We start from the raw sequence: 14,118 nt of genomic DNA, 5'->3' as shown, positions 1-14,118 counted from the left end.
GCGGGCGGCTCGCGACGCGGGCGGCTCGCGGCGCCTGCGGCTCAGCTGGCGACCGCGGCTTACTTGACGATGCGCAGGTGCCCGCCGCGTCGCGGCGTCGGGGTGTGCGGGCCGTCGTCGTCGCCGTCCGGCGGGTCGCTCGGCACGGCGCTGAGCTGCGGCGACGGCGCGGCCGACTCGGGCTGCTCGGAGGACGCCTCGTCGAGCGCGGCGTCTTCCAGGCTGGCGTCCTCCGGCAGCGCCATGCCCTGCCCGGTCTCGCGCGCATAGATCGCCAGCACCGCGCCGACCGGCACGTTGACCGGATGGCTGACGCCGCCGAAGCGCGCGCTGAAGCGGATGAAGTCGTTGCCCATTTCCAGGTGCGAGACCGCGCGCGCGGCCACGTTGAGCACGATCTTGCCTTCCTTGACCGCGTGCGCGGGCACCTGCACGGCCGGACGCGTGGCGTCGACCAGCAGGTGCGGGGTCATGCCGTTGTCGGCGATCCATTCGTACAGCGCCCGCAACAGATAGGGGCGGTGGCTGGTCATCGAGGTGCTGCTTTCGCTCATGCGCGCAGTTTAACGCCTGGCGCGCCCGGACAGAGGATTTCGCCGCGCATCGGCGCCGCGATCGCGCGTCCGCCCGGCCCGGTCCGCCCGGCCCGGTCCGCGTCGCGCGGTGCGGCCGCGCCTGGCCGCGCGCGGCGCCGTCCGCGCCGCCCCCCTGCGGCCCGCGCCGAGGCCGTCGCCGCCGCGGGCGACGCCCGCGCGGCCCGCGCTCACATCGGCATGTCGCGCAGCTTGCGTTCCTGGTCGGTCAGGCTGCGCGAGAAGCCCGGGTTGCGGAAGATGCGGTTGCCGTAATCCTCGATCGCCTTGGCGTCCTTCGGCAGCGGCACGTCGAGCGACGGCAGGCGCCAGATGATCGGCGCCATGGCGCAATCGGCCAGGCTCATTTCCGGGTTCAGGAAGAACTTGCTGGCCTTGAACAGCGGCACCGAGGCGGTCAGCAGTTCCTTCAGGCGCTTGCGCGCGGCCTCGGCCTGGACCTTGTTGCCCATCTGGATCGCCTGCACCTGCGGCACCCAGTCGTGCTCCAGGCGCAGCATCGCCAGGCGCAGGCGCGCGCGCGAAAGCGGGTCGACCGGCATCAGCGGCGGATGCGGATAGCGCTCGTCCAGGTACTCGCTGACCACGCTGGCCGCGTACAGGACCAGGTCGCGCTCGACCAGGGTCGGCACCGAGTGATAGGGATTGAGGTCGACGAGGTCTTCCGGCGGGTTCTGCGGATCGACCGGAATCAGGTCGTAGGTGACGCCCTTGGCCGCCAGCACCAGCCGGACGCGGTGGCACAGCACGCAGTCGGTAGACGAAAACAGAGTCAGGGCATTACGCATACGGGGGCTCGCCGCCATCATCGACCTCTCCAACGACCGGAATCCGCCAGTCGCAAGACGCCCTCCACCCTGTGTGGAAGGTCGTCACGGCCTCGAGCCCGCACACCCCGGCTTTGCGCAGATTGCCGGCTCGCCAGACCGTCAACCCTAACGGAAAACCCGCGCTTGTGGCGCGGGTTTTCCAGGCGAACTACGTCAATGTTCCACGTCGCGCCAGTACTCGGTCTTCAGCAGGTAGGCGAGGAAGGTGAACAGAGCGAGGAACAGGATCACCCAGACGCCGAGGCTCTGGCGCTTGAGCGCCGCCGGTTCGCCGGCGTACTCGAGGAAAGCGGTGATGTCGCGGGTCGCGGTGCGGAAGCCGGCTTCGTCGAGCTTGCCGGCCTGCTCGATCTTGAGGCCGTGCACCGGACGCTCGCCCGTCGCCTTGTCCTTCTCGCCGTACTCGGCGTGCTGCAAGCCCTGCAGCTCCCACAGCGGGTTGGGCATGGAGGCGTTCGGGAACAGCTTGTTGTTCCAGCCCAGCGGCCGCGACTCGTCCAGATAGAACTGGTTGAGGTAGGTGTAGACCCAGTCGCTGCCGCGCACGCGGGTGATCAGGCTCAGATCCGGCGGCATCTTGCCGAACCACTGGTTGGCGTGTTCTGCGGTCAGGTTGACCTGGATCTGCTCGCCGAACTTGGCGCCGGTGAAGTTGAGGTTGTTCATCACCTCGTCTTCGGTCAGGCCCAGGTCTTCGGCCATGCGCGAGTAGCGCAGGTACTTCAGCGAGTGGCAGCCCGAGCAGTAGTTCATGTACAGCTGGGCGCCGCGCTGCAGCGACGCGCGGTCGCTCAGGTCGGTGCCCGACTGCAGCAAGTCGCCGCCGCCGGAGGCGTAAGCGGTGACCGACACGAGCAGGCCGGCGACGAAAGTGGCGAGCTTCTTCACGATGCGGGTCTTCCGGAGAGGCTGGCTGTGGTTAGTCATGCATCGTCACCCGTTCCGGGACCGGCTTTGTTTTGTCCAGCTTCGTCCATACCGGCATGGTGATGAAGAAAGCGAAGTACAGGAAGGTCAGCACGCGGCCGATGACGGTCTCGACCGGGTCGGTGCCCGGGCCGGCGCCGATCTTGCCCAGCCACACGAAGCACACCGCCAGCAGCATCAGCATGAACTTGCTGATCAGGCCGCGGTAGCGCACCGACTTGACCTTGCAGCGGTCCAGCCACGGCACCAGGAACAGGATCGCGATCGCCAGGAACATCACGATCACGCCGCCGAGCTTGTCGGGGATCACCCGCAGCATCGCGTAGTACGGGGTGTAGTACCACACCGGCTTGATGTGCTCCGGCGTCACCAGGCGGTTGGCCTCGGTGAAGTTGTCGTGCTCGAGGAACCAGCCGCCCATCGCCGGGGCGAAGAAGATGATGAAGGCCGCCAGCATCAGGAAGAAGCCGACGCCGAACAGGTCCTTGACCGTGTAGTACGGATGGAACGGGATGGTGTCGATCGGCTTGTTGGCGTCCCAACGGTTGCCCTTCGGACCGTGCTTGGTGTCGACGCCCTCGGGGTTGTTGGAACCCACTTCGTGCAGCGCGCCCAGGTGCAGCACGACCAGCAGCAGCAGCACCAGCGGCAGCGCGATCACGTGCAGGGCGAAGAAGCGGTTGAGGGTGGCGTCGCCGGGCAGGTAGTCGCCCATGATCCACTCGGTCAGGCCGTTGCCGATCACCGGGATCGCGCCGAACAGCGAGATGATGACCTTGGCGCCCCAGAACGACATCTGGCCCCACGGCAGCACGTAGCCCATGAAGGCTTCGGCCATCAGCACCAGGTAGATCAGCATGCCCAGGATCCACACCAGCTCGCGCGGCTTCTGGTAGGAGCCGTACAGCAGGCCGCGGAACATGTGCAGGTACACGACGATGAAGAACAGCGAGGCGCCGGTGCTGTGCATGTAGCGGATCAGCCAGCCCCACTCCACGTCGCGCATGATGTATTCGACCGACGAGAACGCCTCGGCCGCGGACGGCTTGAAGTGCATCGTCAGGAAGATGCCGGTGACGATCTGGTTGACCAGGACCAGCAGCGCGAGCGAACCGAAGTAGTACCAGATGTTGAAGTTCTTCGGCGCGTAGTACTCGCTCATGTGCTTGCGGTACATCGGCATCATGCCGGGCGCGCGGTCGGTGACCCAGCCGAAGACGTTGTTGGCGGTACGCGTGAGGATGTTGGCCATGGCTTATGCCCCCTTCGCCGGATCGACGCCGATCACGATCGTGTTGTCGTTCTCGTAGTGGTGCGGAGGCACCAGCAGGTTGATCGGCGCGGGCACGCCCTGGAACACGCGGCCGGCCATGTCGAAGCGCGACTTGTGGCAGGGGCAGAAGTAGCCGCCCTTCCATTCCGGATCGAACGGCTCGGGCCGGATCTCGGCCTTCATTTCCGGCGAACAGCCCAGGTGCGTGCACAGGCCGACCAGGACCGAGATGTCGGGCTTGAGCGAGCGCAGTTCCGGGCTCGCCTTGAACACGTACTCGGGCTGCTGGTCCTTGTTCTCGGACTTGGGATCGCGCAGGTGGCCGTCCAGGGTCGGCAACGCGTCGAGGATCGCCTTGGAGCGCTTGACGATCCAGATCGGCTGGCCGCGCCACTCCAGGATCAGGCGTTGGCCTTCGGCCAGCCCGGTGATGTCCGCGGTCACCGGCGCGCCGGCGAGCTTCGCGCGGGCGCTGGGATTCCAGGACTTGATGAAAGGCACTGCCACAAAACCGGCTCCGACCGCCCCGACCACCGCGGTGGTGGCGGTGAGGAACCGACGTCGGCCCGTGTTGATAGGATCGTTGACCCCTTGGTTGGCCATCCGGCACTCCGCGAAATCTGCAATGCGAGGGTAACGCCGCACAACCCGGAACCGATGGCTATAAACCAAACACAACCACTGGCGAAAGGCTGGCGGCTCAAAAGACGGGGAAGTGTAGCGGAACCGTTAAGGGCGCGACAATCCGCGCTCTTGCAAAACCGCGACCGCCCCCGCCCGGACGCGACCGCGCGCACAAGCCCCGGATTCGCAAGGCGTTTGCGCGCGGCGCCTGGCCGCGCCGCGCGCGCGGCCGGGGCTTCGGCACGGCCGCGGCGCGCGAACGGCTTTGCCGAGGCGGCGCGCCGGCTTGGCCGGATCGGCGCGGGCGGCGTGCGCCGCAGGGGGATTCGCACCAGGACGTTCGGGCCGCCGGGCGCGCCCGGCACGGATGCGCGGCGCCGATGCGGCGCCCGGCTCAGCGCTGCACCACGCCGGCGGAACGGTAGCGCTGGGCCAGCACCGCGACGCGCTGGACGTAGCGCTGGGTCTCGGAATACGGCGGCACGCCCTTGTATTTGTCGACCGCGCCCTCGCCGGCGTTGTAGCCCGCCGAGGCCAGGGTCAGGTCGCCGTTGAAGCGCTTGAGCAGCCAGGCCAGGTACTGCACCCCGCCCTGGATGTTCTGGCTGGCGTCGAAGGCGTTGCCGACGCCGAAGCGGCGCGCGGTGGCCGGCATCAACTGCATCAGCCCCTGCGCCCCGGCGCGCGACAGCGCATTGGGGTTGTAGGCCGATTCGGCGTGGATGATCGCGCGCACGATCGCCTCCTCGACCCCGTGCTGGCGCGCGGCCGCGGCGATCTCGGCCGAGTAGGCCGCGGTGTTGAGCCGCAGCGTGCCGAAGTTGACCCCGGGCCGGGCGGCGCAGGCGAAGCAGGTCTCGATGAAGCTGTAGCGGATGGTCCGCATCTGGGTGGCGTTGGCCAGCCCCTTGGGCCGCTTGCTGACGTAGTGGCGGACCCCGTCCTGGACATAGGAGTAGATCTGGCCCTGGACCAGCCGGGTCGGCGCCTGCCCCAGCGCCGCCGGGACCGGCGCCGCGGCGGGCGCGGACGCGACGGCCGCAGCCGGCGCACTGGCCGCGGCGGCGCCGCTGATGCCGCCGGCGACCATGGCCGCGGCCGCGCCGGCATAGGTCGCCGGCGGATTGCTGTGGGCCGAGGCCGGAATCGCCGCGTCGCCGCCGGCGCCGACCGAGCCCATCGCCGGTGCCGGCTTGGGCGGGGCGTAGGCCACCGGGGTCGGATCGCGCGGGCGGCTGGCCTTGCTGGTGTACTGGCTGACGACGGTGCAGGTCGCGCCCTTGACCTTCTTGCTGACGTAGCTGCGCTCGCCGCTGGGGCTGTCGCAGCGCCAAAGCGTACCGGCCGCCGCCGGCGCGAACGCCAGCAACCCCAGTACCCCCAGCAGCAGCGAGCTCCCCCTCATCCGGCCCAGTGTCCCCTGCCTGGGCCGAGGCTGCCAAGGGGGCCGGCGCAGAATGTGACGGGGGCCGCGGCTTGGCTGGGATCGCGGCGGCTGGCGGTATACTTCTAGGAGCGAGCGTGGAGGAGCGAGGAGTGAGCGGAGCCCGCTTTCGCTCACTCCTGGCTCCTCCACGCTCGCTTCTCGCTCGCCCGGCGCGGAATAACCGCCGCCCCTCCCGGACCCGCCATGACCGACCTGCATCCCCTGCCCGCCCTGCCGGGCGTCGCCCCGCCGTCCCGGCCGGGCGCGAAGAAGCTCTTCATCGAAACCCACGGTTGCCAGATGAACGAGTACGACTCGGCCAAGATGGCCGACGTGCTCGCTGCCAGCGACGGCCTGGAACTCACCAACGACGCGTCCGAAGCCGACGTCATCCTGATCAACACCTGCTCGATCCGCGAGAAGGCGCAGGAGAAGGTGTTCAGCCAGCTCGGCCGCTGGAAGCAACACAAGCAGGGCGAGCGCCAGGTCATCATCGGCGTCGGCGGCTGCGTCGCCTCGCAGGAAGGCGCGGCGATCGTCAAGCGCGCCCCGCACGTCGACCTGGTGTTCGGCCCGCAGACCCTGCACCGCCTGCCCGAGCTGATCCGCGCCAAGCGCGAGACCGGGCTGCCGCAGGTCGACATCAGCTTCCCCGAGATCGAGAAGTTCGACCGCCTGCCCGAGCCGCGCGCCGAAGGCCCGAGCGCGTTCGTCTCGATCATGGAAGGCTGCTCGAAGTACTGCTCGTTCTGCGTGGTGCCGTACACCCGCGGCGAGGAAGTCAGCCGGCCGTTCGAAGACGTGCTGGTGGAAGTCGCCCAGCTCGCCGCGCAGGGCGTACGCGAGATCAATCTGCTCGGCCAGAACGTCAACGCGTATCGCGGACCGATCGCAGGCGAAGACGGTGCCAGCAGCGCCGAGGTCGCCGACCTCGGCCTGCTGATCCGCACCATCGCCGAAATCGACGGCGTCGACCGCATCCGCTTCACCACCTCGCACCCGCTGGAGTTCTCCGACTCGCTGGTCGAGGCCTACCGCGACGTGCCGCAGCTGGCCGACTACCTGCACCTGCCGGTGCAGGCCGGCAGCGACCGCATCCTCTCGGCGATGAAGCGCGGCTATACAGCGCTGGAGTTCAAGCAGAAGATCCGCAAGCTGCGCGCGGTGCGGCCGAACATTTCGATCTCGTCGGACTTCATCGTCGGCTTCCCCGGCGAAACCGAGGCCGACTTCGAGAAGACCATGAAGCTGATCGAGGACGTCGGCTTCGACCAGTCGTTCTCCTTCATCTATTCGCGCCGCCCGGGCACCCCGGCCGCCGACCTGGAGGACACAGTCACCAGCGAGGAGAAGCACGCGCGCCTGTCGCGCCTGCAGGCGGCGATCAACGCCAACGCGGCGAAGATCTCCCAGGCCATGGTCGGCAGCGTGCAGCGGGTGCTGGTGGAAGGCCCCTCGCGCAAGAACCCCGACGAACTCACCGGCAAGACCGAGAACATGCGCTCGGTGAACTTCCCGGCGCCGAAGCGGCTGATCGGCCGATTCGTCGACGTGACGATCACCGAAGCCCTGTCCAACTCGCTGCGCGGCCGCGTGCGGCTCGGCGACGACGCCCACACCGCGGCCTGAGCCGCGCCGGAGACAGCGATGGACCGCGACTTCGACATCCGCGAGATCGGCCCGGAACACTTCCACCTGGCCTGGCCGATCTTCCGCGAAGTGCTGGCGCGCGGCGAGAGCTACAACTACGCCGCCGACCTCAACCTGGACGGCGCGCGGGCGATGTGGACCAGCCCGCCCTACCGCATGTTCCTGGCCCAATCCGGCGACGAGGTCCTGGGCTGCTACAAGCTCGGCCCGAACCAGCGCGGCCGCGGCGACCACGTCGCCAACGCCAGCTACATGGTCGCCGAGAGCGCCTGGGGCCAGGGCGTGGGCACGGCGCTGTGCGAGCACTCGCTGATGCAGGCGCGCAAGGCCGGCTACCTGGCGATGCAGTTCAACTACGTGGTCAGCACCAACGCGGCGGCGGTGCACCTGTGGCTCAAGCACGGCTTCGCCGTGGTCGGACAGGTGCCGGAAGCGTTCCGGCATCCGACGTTGGGGTTGGTCGACGTCTACGTCATGCACCGGATGCTGTGAGCGCGCGATCGCCGCGTCGCGCGGCGAACCGTCGCGTCCATGCCCCGTCCGCAGCCGCTTCCGCACTCCCCCGTCGCCCCGGCGCTTCGCCCCTCCGGATCCGTCGTTCCGGCGAAAGCCGGAATCCATTTCGACTTTGCATGGGCTTCGCTCTTGCGCGGTCGCGGCGACAGCGGCGGAAAATCAAAATGGATTCCGGCTTTCGCCGGAATGACGGTGGGGCTTCGGTGGAGATTTCGCCCGACCGCCGGTGGGGCTTCTGCCATGATGACGGCGTAGGTTCCGCCTGAATGCCGATGAGGCTCGCGTCGGCGTTACGGCGCGGACCCGCGGCCGAGCGACAGCAACCCGGGATACGCCGCCCCTCGCCTTTCGCGCCCTGCCCAGGCGTCCCGCCTGAGCCCTCGCCTCAACGCTGCGCTGGCTCGCGCTGCCACACCGGCGCGCCGTCCACATAAGTTCCCAGCAACGTCAACTCGCGCAATCGCTGCGGCTCCACCGCCAGCGGGTCCTGTTCGAACACGACGAAATCCGCGCGCTTGCCGACCGCCAGGCTACCGACCTCGTTCTCGGCGAAACCCGCGTAGGCCGCGTCCAGGGTGAAGCCGCGCAAGGCTTCGTACGCGGTCAGCTTCTCTTGCGGGTGCCAGCCGCCGAGCGGCTTGCCGGTGGCGTCGGTGCGGGTGGCCGCGGCGAACAGCCCCAGCCGCGGATCGACCGATTCGACCGGGAAATCCGAGCCCAGCGCCAGCCGCGCGCCGCTGTCGCGCAGTTGCCGCCAGGCGTAGGCGCCGTCGATGCGCACCGGCCCGAGCCGGTCTTCGGCCCAGGGCATGTCGCTGGTGGCGTGGGTCGGCTGCATCGAGGCGATCGCGTGCAGCGCCGCCAGCCGCGGCAGGTCCTGCGGCGCGAGGATCTGCGCGTGTTCGATCCGCCAGCGGTGGTCGCGCGTGGTCGCGTTCTCGCCGAGCGCCTGGGCGTACAGGTCGAGCACTTCGCGATTGCCGCGGTCGCCGATGGCATGGGTGGCGACCTGCACGCCGCAGCGTTCGGCCTTGGCGATCGCTTTCGCCATCGCCTCGGGCGACATCCGCAGCAGCCCGCGGTTGCCGCGTTCGTCGCTGTAGTCCTGCAGCAGCGCGGCGCCGCGGCTGCCGAGCGCGCCGTCGGCGTAGAGCTTGACCGTGCGCATCTTCAAGCGTCCCGACGGATGCTGGTACAGGCCGTCGCGGCACAGCGATTCCAGCGCGTCGCCGTCGCCGGCGGCGAAGGCGGTGATGCGCAGCGGCAACTGCTTGCGCCCGGCCAGGCGCCGGTAAGCGCGCAAGGTCGGCAGGTCGACGCCGGCGTCGTGCACCCCGGTCAGGCCGTGGCGGACCGCGGCCTGCATGCCCAGGCTCAGCGCCTGTTCGACCGCGGCCGGCGGCAGCGGCGGACGCGCGCGCTCGAGCAGCGCCATCGCATCGTCGATGAACACGCCGGTGGCACGGCCCTTGTCGTCGCGCACGATGCGCCCGCCGTCGGGTTGCCAATCGCCGCCCAACTCGCGTCCGGCCGCGCGCATCGCCGCGCTGTTGGCCCAGCCGGCGTGACCGTCGATGCGCTGCAGCCAGACCGGACGCTCGGGGAACTCGGCATCGAGATCGGCCGCCTCGGGGAAACGCGCATCGGGCCAGTCGTTCTGGTCCCAACCGTGGCCGATCAGCCACTGCCCGGGCGGCAGCGCGCGCGCGAACTCGCGCAGCCGCTGCAACGCTTCGGACTTGCTGCGGGTGCCGCTGAGGTCGGCCTGGAGCTGGTTGATGCCCAGTTCGAACACATGTGCGTGCGCGTCGATCAGCCCGGGCACCAGCGTGGCCTCGCCGAAGTCGATGTGGCGGGCGTTGGGATACAGATGCAACAGGTCGCCGCGGGTGCCGACGGCGACGATCTTGCCGGCGGCGTCGAACACCAGTCCTTGCGCGCGCGGTCGGGCCGGATCGAGCGTGTGCACGCGCGCCGCGGTCACGACGGTGAGCGGCTGCGCCGATGCGGCGCTGCCGCATGTCAGGGCCAGCGCCAGGGCAAGGATGGCCGCCGGGCCGATTCCGCGTAACCGCCGCATCGTTCGCATGCTTCGCTTCCCTGGCCGCGGACTGCGGCGTCCGAAAGTGGCGAATGTGCGAGATCGGCGGTTGCGGCGCAAGTGCGGCAGATGCGGACGGTCGGGCGATTCTCGATCGGGGTCGGAAAGCGACGAAAAAAGAATCCGGCTTTCGCGGTAATACAAGGCAGCGCCGGGGTCGGCGCGAACCGCGCAGCCGCGGCGTTTGCGCCAGGCCGCAAGAACGTCGCGCTCAATCCAGCCGCTTGCGGAACCGCGCCACCGCCAGGCTCATCATCACCGCGATGAAGCCGAGCAGGTAGGCCACGTCGCGCCACAGCTCCAGCAGCCCCGCGCCGCGCAGCATCACCCCGCGGATCAGGCGCAAGAAGTGGGTCATCGGCAGGATCTCGGCCAGCCATTGCGCCGGCGCCGGCATGCCGGCGTACGGGAACATGAAGCCCGACAGCAAGATCGACGGCAGCAGGATGAAGACGGTCATCTGCATGGCCTGGAACTGCGAGGCGGCCTTGGTCGAGATCAACAGGCCGAGCGCGAGGTTGGCCAGGATCAGCAGCACCGCGGCGACGTAGACGTCGAGCACGCTGCCCTTGACCGGCACCTCGAACAGCCACAGCCCGAGCAACAGCACCACGCTGGTCTGCAGCAAGCCGATCAGCGCGTACGGCAGCACTTTGCCGACCATCAGTTCGGTGCGGCTGACCGGCGTGGTGATCAACAGCTCCATGTTGCCGCGCTCGCGTTCGCGCACGATCGCCACCGCGGTGAACATCACCATGGTCATGGTCAGGATCACTCCGATCAGCCCGGGCACGATGTTGACCGGCGAGCGCCGCTGCGGGTTGTAGAACGCGACCACGCCGATCGATCCAGTGCTCGGCCCGATCCGGCGCGGCGCCGCCGCCGAGCTGTCGACCGGCGTCTGCGCGAGTTGCGCGGCCGCGCTCTGGACCACGGTGTCGCTGCCGTCGACCATCACCTGCAGCACTTCGCGGCCGTCGGCGCGGCGGCGCTCGAAGTCCGGCGGCACCGCGATGCCGACGCTGATCTCGCCGCGCCGGAGCATGCCGACCAACTGCTGCGGCGTGTCGGCGCGGGCGACGGTGCGGATCACCCCGGTGGCGATCATGTCCATGACCAGCGCGCGCGAAGCGGCGGTGCCTGCCTGATCGGCGACCGCGGCGGTGAGGCCGCGCGGGTTGAGGTTGATGGCGTAGCCGAACAGCACCAACTGGCCGACCGGGATCATCACGATCATCGCCAGGGTGATGCGGTCGCGGCGCAGTTGCCGCACTTCCTTGAGCACGATGGCCCACAGCCGGCGCAGTTTCATGCGTCCTCCTCGCGCGCCGCGGCGGCGCGCGGCGCGTCGCCGCGGGTGGCGGCGACGAACACGTCTTCCAGGTTCGGCTTGGCCTTGGCGACCTCGGCCTGCAGCCCGGCCGCGCGCAGCGCGTCGGTCAGGCCTTGTTCGGCGGTGTCGGCGTCGGCCAGCAGCACCCGCAGGTCGTTGCCGATCTGGGCCACGCTGAGCACGCCGGGCAGATCGACCAGCGCGCGCTGGGCCTTGCGCGGCTGCGCGGCGCGCACTTCCACCGCGCGCCCGCGCAGTTCGCCGGTGAGTTCGGCCGGGGTGCCGTCGGCGACCAGGACGCCGCGGTCGAGGATGGCGAGGCGGTGGCAGCGCTCGGCCTCGTCCATGTAGTGGGTGGACACCAGCAAGGTGGTGCCGGCGTCGGCCAGCTCGAACAGTTTTTCCCAGAAATCGCGGCGCGATTCGGGATCGACCGCGCTGGTCGGCTCGTCGAGGAACAGCAGTTCGGGTTCGTGGATCACCGCGCCAGCCAGGGCCAGACGCTGCTTCTGGCCGCCGCTCATGGTGCCGGCGAGTTGGTCCTGGCGGTCGCCGAAGCGGTACTGCCCGATCAACGCGTCGATGCGCTTGCGCGCGGCGGCCTTGGGGATGTCCTGCACGGCGGCGAGGAACTCCAGGTTTTCGCGCACGCTCAGGTCCTCGAACAGCGAGAACTTCTGGGTCATGTAGCCGATGCGACGGCGCAGCGCTTCGGCCTGCTCGGGAATCTTCAGCCCCAGCACTTCGATCTCGCCCGCGCTCGGGGTCAGCAGGCCGCACAGCATGCGGATGGTGGTCGACTTGCCTGAGCCATTCGGGCCGAGGAAGCCATAGACGCAGGCGCGCGGCACGGTCAGGTCGACCCGGTCCACCGCCTGCAGTTCGCCGAAGCGCTTGCTCATGCCGCGCGCGCGGATCGCCGGCGCCTCGGCCGTCGCCGAAGCCGCCGTTTCGCGCGCGCCCGCGACCGCGCTCACGGCGCGAACTCGGCCCGCACCGGCAGGCCGGCCGGCAATTCGACCGCGTCGGCGTCGGTCAATTCGACCTCGCACAAATAGCTCAGGCGCGCGGCGTCCTCGCCGGTCAGCGCGTAGTACGGGGTGAAACTGGCCTCACTGCGGATCATGCGCACGCGGCCGTTCCAGGCGCGCGCGCGGCCCTCGACATAGACCTTGGCGGCGCGGCCGACACGCACGTCCTGGCGGATCGGCTCGGGCACGTACACGCGCGCGAACGGGCGTGGCCCGACCAGCATCACCGCCAGCGGCGACCCCACCGGCGCCTGGTCGCCAAGCTTGTACGGCAGGCTGTCGACCACGCCGTCGCGCGGCGCGACCACGTCGAGCTTGGCGAACGTGGTCTGCTGCACCGCGGCCTGGGCCTGCGCGGCGGCGAGCGCGGCGCGGCCCTGGGCGATGTCTTCGCGCCGGTTGCCGCGTTCGAGTTCCAGCAACCCGGCTTCGGCCGCGCGCACCTGCGCGAGCGCGTTGCCGGCGGCGGCGCGGGCGCGGTCGACGTCGGCCGCGGCGATCAAGCGGCGCTGGCCGAGCGGGCGCACGCGCTCGAAATAGGCGCTGGCGTCGCGTTGCTGCGCCTGCGCGGCGGCGAGGTTGGCGCGGGCCTGCTCGATGGCTTCGCGGCGCGGGCCGGCTTCCAGTTCCGCCAGCGCCTGCGCCGATTGCTGCGCCTGCGCCTGCGCGGCCTGCAGTTGCGAACGGGTGCGGTCGGGTTCGAGTTGCAGCACGCGCGCGCCGGCCTTGACCCGCTGGCCCTCGCGCACGTCGATGCGCACGACTTTCTCGGCCGCGGGTGCGGGCAAGGTAATGCGGTCCCATTCCAGCGTGCCCAGCGCCTGCGGCGGCTGGCGCGCGCAGCCGGCGAGCGCGAGCGCGGCCAGCGCGCACAGGCCGGCGCTGCGCAACGCGGCGCGTCCGCGCGGCGACGCCGGGGTTTCGGCGCGACGCGGCGAGCGCGCCGCGGCCGGCGGCGACGCCACCGCGTCCTGCAATGCGGCCGCGGCCAACGCGCGGCTGCGCAGCGGGATCAACGCGGCCGACGCCGGCGCGGCGGCGGACGACGCGGTGCGGGTCTGGGCGTTGCGGGCGTCGCGCTGCGCGCTCATGGCGTCAATCCCTTATCGAGCAGGGCCAATGCGTGGCGGCGCTGCGCCGCCAGGTCGAGGTCTTCGGCGCCGAACAGATGGCGCCAGGTCGGCGCGCTCGCCGCCGGGAACAGGGTCAGGCCGATCAGGCTGACCATCAGCAGGCGCGGGTCGAGGTCGGCGTTGATCCGGCCCTGCGCCTGCGCGTCGGCGAAGCGCGCCGCGAGCATGCGCGGCAACAGCGGACCGATCTTGTCGTACAGCAGGGTCTGCCGCAGCGCCCCGCCCTCGCACAGCACCTCGCGCACCCACAGCGACGGCAGCCACGGATGGGTTTCGATGATGCGCCCCATGTTGGCGACGAAACGCCCGACCAGATCGAAGACGTCGTCGCCGCCGTCGGCCAGCCCCTCGCGCAAACCGACGATCAGCGGGAACAGCCGCTCGCTGCTGACCGCCTCCTGCAATTGCTCCTTGTCGCCGAAGTAGTAATGCAGCAAGGCCGGATTGACCCCGGCCTCGGCGGCGATCGCGCGCAACGAGGTCGCGGCGATGCCCTGGCGGGCGTAGCAGGCGATGGCGGCGTCGAGCAGGCGTTCGCGCAGATCGGGATTGTCGGCAGCGGCGGGCCGGCCGGGGGCGCGCTTGGGCGCCTCGGTCTTGCGCGGGCGGCCTCGCCGCGCGGGCTTTGGGGTGTCCATGGCTATATTTAATTCAATGATTAATTAGTTGGCAAGATCGCTC

13 protein-coding genes are annotated in these 14,118 nt (G+C 70.0%); 2 read left to right on the top strand and 11 right to left on the bottom strand.

The features are described 5' to 3' along the window. Positions 1 to 59 precede the first annotated feature (59 nt). The 6 genes from RDV84_RS14760 to RDV84_RS14735 all read right to left on the bottom strand — a co-directional run bounded on the left by RDV84_RS14760 (position 60) and on the right by RDV84_RS14735 (position 5,652). Positions 60 to 554, bottom strand: a complete 495-nt coding sequence (locus tag RDV84_RS14760; RefSeq protein ID WP_078997916.1) for a ClpXP protease specificity-enhancing factor — start codon at positions 552 to 554, stop codon at positions 60 to 62. A gap of 209 nt (positions 555 to 763) precedes the next feature. Next, entirely contained in the window at positions 764 to 1,399 is a 636-nt protein-coding gene (locus RDV84_RS14755) for a glutathione S-transferase N-terminal domain-containing protein (RefSeq protein ID WP_057950207.1), read from the bottom strand. A gap of 177 nt (positions 1,400 to 1,576) precedes the next feature. Beyond that, complete coding sequence (locus RDV84_RS14750) at positions 1,577 to 2,350, bottom strand: cytochrome c1 (protein ID WP_057948407.1); 774 nt, start codon at positions 2,348 to 2,350, stop codon at positions 1,577 to 1,579. Beyond that, the gene (locus RDV84_RS14745; protein ID WP_057948408.1) at positions 2,343 to 3,602 is read right to left on the bottom strand and encodes a cytochrome b; all 1,260 of its coding nucleotides are present in this window, start codon (positions 3,600 to 3,602) and stop codon (positions 2,343 to 2,345) included. Before RDV84_RS14745 ends, RDV84_RS14750 begins: the two co-directional genes overlap by 8 nt. A 3-nt stretch (positions 3,603 to 3,605) precedes the next feature. Beyond that, entirely contained in the window at positions 3,606 to 4,226 is a 621-nt protein-coding gene (gene petA, locus RDV84_RS14740; protein WP_057948409.1) for a ubiquinol-cytochrome c reductase iron-sulfur subunit, read from the bottom strand. Between the two features lie 415 nt (positions 4,227 to 4,641). After that, positions 4,642 to 5,652, bottom strand: a complete 1,011-nt coding sequence (locus tag RDV84_RS14735) for a lytic transglycosylase domain-containing protein (protein WP_309150771.1) — start codon at positions 5,650 to 5,652, stop codon at positions 4,642 to 4,644. Between the two features lie 225 nt (positions 5,653 to 5,877). On the opposite strand from RDV84_RS14735, the gene miaB reads away from it, so the two are divergent. Further along, positions 5,878 to 7,302 (top strand): tRNA (N6-isopentenyl adenosine(37)-C2)-methylthiotransferase MiaB, encoded by a 1,425-nt coding sequence (gene miaB, locus RDV84_RS14730; protein WP_078999815.1) that lies wholly within the window; start codon positions 5,878 to 5,880, stop codon positions 7,300 to 7,302. 18 nt (positions 7,303 to 7,320) lie between these two features. Further along, entirely contained in the window at positions 7,321 to 7,815 is a 495-nt protein-coding gene (locus RDV84_RS14725) for a GNAT family N-acetyltransferase (RefSeq protein ID WP_250449542.1), read from the top strand. A gap of 409 nt (positions 7,816 to 8,224) precedes the next feature. Here the strand turns inward: RDV84_RS14725 and RDV84_RS14720 are convergent, their stop codons facing one another. From RDV84_RS14720 to RDV84_RS14700, 5 genes are all read right to left on the bottom strand, one after another. Beyond that, positions 8,225 to 9,823, bottom strand: coding sequence for an amidohydrolase (locus tag RDV84_RS14720; protein WP_309150770.1), 1,599 nt, complete (start codon positions 9,821 to 9,823; stop codon positions 8,225 to 8,227). Positions 9,824 to 10,151: 328 nt separating this feature from the next. Continuing rightward, positions 10,152 to 11,252 carry an ABC transporter permease gene (locus RDV84_RS14715; protein WP_078999817.1) on the bottom strand — a complete coding sequence of 367 codons (1,101 nt, stop codon included), beginning with the start codon at positions 11,250 to 11,252 and terminating at the stop codon, positions 10,152 to 10,154. Next, positions 11,249 to 12,190 carry an ABC transporter ATP-binding protein gene (locus RDV84_RS14710; RefSeq protein ID WP_057950208.1) on the bottom strand — a complete coding sequence of 314 codons (942 nt, stop codon included), beginning with the start codon at positions 12,188 to 12,190 and terminating at the stop codon, positions 11,249 to 11,251. The genes RDV84_RS14715 and RDV84_RS14710 overlap by 4 nt, the downstream gene beginning before the upstream one ends. Positions 12,191 to 12,246: 56 nt before the next feature. Beyond that, positions 12,247 to 13,395, bottom strand: coding sequence for an HlyD family secretion protein (locus tag RDV84_RS14705; protein ID WP_082644572.1), 1,149 nt, complete (start codon positions 13,393 to 13,395; stop codon positions 12,247 to 12,249). Continuing rightward, on the bottom strand, positions 13,392 to 14,075 hold the full coding sequence (locus tag RDV84_RS14700; protein WP_309150769.1) for a TetR/AcrR family transcriptional regulator: 684 nt from the start codon (positions 14,073 to 14,075) through the stop codon (positions 13,392 to 13,394). The genes RDV84_RS14705 and RDV84_RS14700 overlap by 4 nt, the downstream gene beginning before the upstream one ends. Positions 14,076 to 14,118 lie beyond the last annotated feature (43 nt).

Source organism: Lysobacter yananisis (genome assembly GCF_031199375.1).
GTDB classification, from domain to species: domain Bacteria; phylum Pseudomonadota; class Gammaproteobacteria; order Xanthomonadales; family Xanthomonadaceae; genus Lysobacter; species Lysobacter yananisis.
This window is presented reverse-complemented; position numbering and strand designations above follow the sequence as displayed.